Raw genomic sequence first — 1,965 nt, forward strand, 5'->3', positions numbered from 1 at the left:
TGCCGCCCTTAGGGCCGCACTCTTTTTCGTGTGCGCCCAGCATGGGCGCACTCTTGTGGGTGCAAGTCCCACCGTAAGTTGATCACGGCGAACGAAGTGAAGCGCAACTGCACGAGGGCGACCGAGTGTAGGGAGGAAGCGTGGAGCGAAGCTGCGAGCCGATGGACAAGAACCGGATAGAAGGCGCTGCTGAGCAGGGCGAGCGGGCACGAAACCGCGAAGCTCTCGTGATCAAGGCGAAGCGGCGTAAATTCGGCGGTTGTGCAGTGAAGGAGTGCGTTCTTACCTGGGGAGATCTCGCCTTATGCCTGAAAGGGCGACGGAATGGGTCCGGAGCGAGAAGTCAGCAGAGGTCGTAGTAGTCGCCGGGACGGGACGAAGGACCGAACGAGAAGGAGAGCCGACGGCCATGTCGCTCGCACGCGTCACGCACCAGATGCCCGGATTGCCGGGGCGCACCGGAAGAGGGGTAGGTGAAGCCGAGCCCGAACCGGTTCGTGGTGAAACGCGGACGGCGCGAGATGGAGACGGGAGCTCGGGGCGCGAGGATCTGTTGCGGCAGGTTCTGGCGCGAGAGAACATGGCTCGGGCGTGGAAGCGCGTCAGAGCCAACGGCGGCAGTGCCGGGGTGGACGGATTATCGATCGCCGCAACGGCGGAGCACCTCAAGACTCACTGGCCAACGATTCGGGAAGCGATTCTGAACGGGACCTACCGGCCGGAGCCGGTCAGGCGCGTGCGGATTCCCAAGCCTGGCGGCGGCGAGCGGGAACTGGGGATACCGACGGTGACGGATCGACTGATCCAGCAAGCCCTGCTGCAAGTCTTGCAAGAGCAGATCGACCCGACGTTCTCCGATCACAGCTACGGGTTTCGCCCCGGGCGCCGAGCGCACGATGCGGTGCGGATGGCGCGGCGCCACGTGCAGGATGGTTATCGCGTGGTGGTGGATGTGGATTTGGAGAAATTCTTCGACCGGGTCAATCACGACATCCTGATGGAACGGCTATCGAGGCGGATCGAGGACAAGGCTGTGCTGCGTCTGATCCGATATTACCTTGCGGCCGGGGTGATGGATGGTGGTGTGGTCATGGATCGGCACGAAGGGACGCCGCAAGGCGGACCGTTGTCGCCGCTATTGGCCAACGTACTGCTCGACGAGGTGGACCGGGAGTTGGAACGGCGCGGCCATCGCTTCGTTCGCTACGCCGATGACTGCAACGTGTATGTACGCAGCCGTCGCGCGGGGGAACGGGTGCTGGCCGGTCTGCGCCGACTCTACGCCCGACTCCATCTGAAGGTCAACGAAGCCAAGAGCGCGGTGGCGCCGGCCTCTAGCCGCAAGTTTCTGGGATACAGCTTCTGGTATGGTCCCGGCGGTCAGGTCCGGTACCGCGTTGCAAGGAAGGCACTGGAGAGCTTCAAACAGCGCATCCGGCAAATCACGCGCCGCTCCTGCGGACGGAGTTTGCCGGAGGTGGCGGAACACCTCAGGAGTTACCTGCCCGGCTGGAAGCGCTACTTCCAACTGGCGCAGACGCCGAAGATGTTCCGGGAACTCGACGAGTGGATACGGCACCGGTTGCGGGCATTGCAGCTCAAGCACTGGCGGCGGGGAAAGACGATGTATCGGGAGTTGTTGGCACTGGGGGCGTCAGAGATGGACGCCCTAAGGGTTGCGAGGAACAGTCGCCGATGGTGGCATAACAGCCGTCTGGCACTGAACCGCGCCATGCCGATTGCTTACTTCGACCGGATCGGCGTTCCCCGACTCTCATAACCTCAACTTCTCGAACCGCCCGGTGCGGACCCGCATGCCGGGTGGTGTGGGAGGGGAGCGGTCAGAGAATCTGACCGTCCCCTATCCCGCTTCCGGACGACGGTTGCGGGACGCGGTGAGCGTTACGTTCCGCGCAGGCTTGCCAGGGGAAGGAGGGTCACCCCATCCAGGTTGGGGATGAGGGC

General features: G+C 63.7%; 1 protein-coding gene. It reads left to right on the forward strand.

Going from position 1 to position 1,965, the window contains the following annotated elements; all coding sequences use genetic code 11:
- Positions 1-409 precede the first annotated feature (409 nt).
- Complete coding sequence (ltrA, locus tag AB1451_16880) at positions 410-1,780, forward strand: group II intron reverse transcriptase/maturase (protein MEW6684569.1); 1,371 nt, start codon at positions 410-412, stop codon at positions 1,778-1,780.
- The last annotated feature ends 185 nt before the right edge of the window (positions 1,781-1,965 follow it).

The organism is Nitrospirota bacterium (assembly GCA_040757335.1).
Lineage (GTDB): Bacteria > Nitrospirota > Nitrospiria > 2-01-FULL-66-17 > 2-01-FULL-66-17 > JBFLXB01.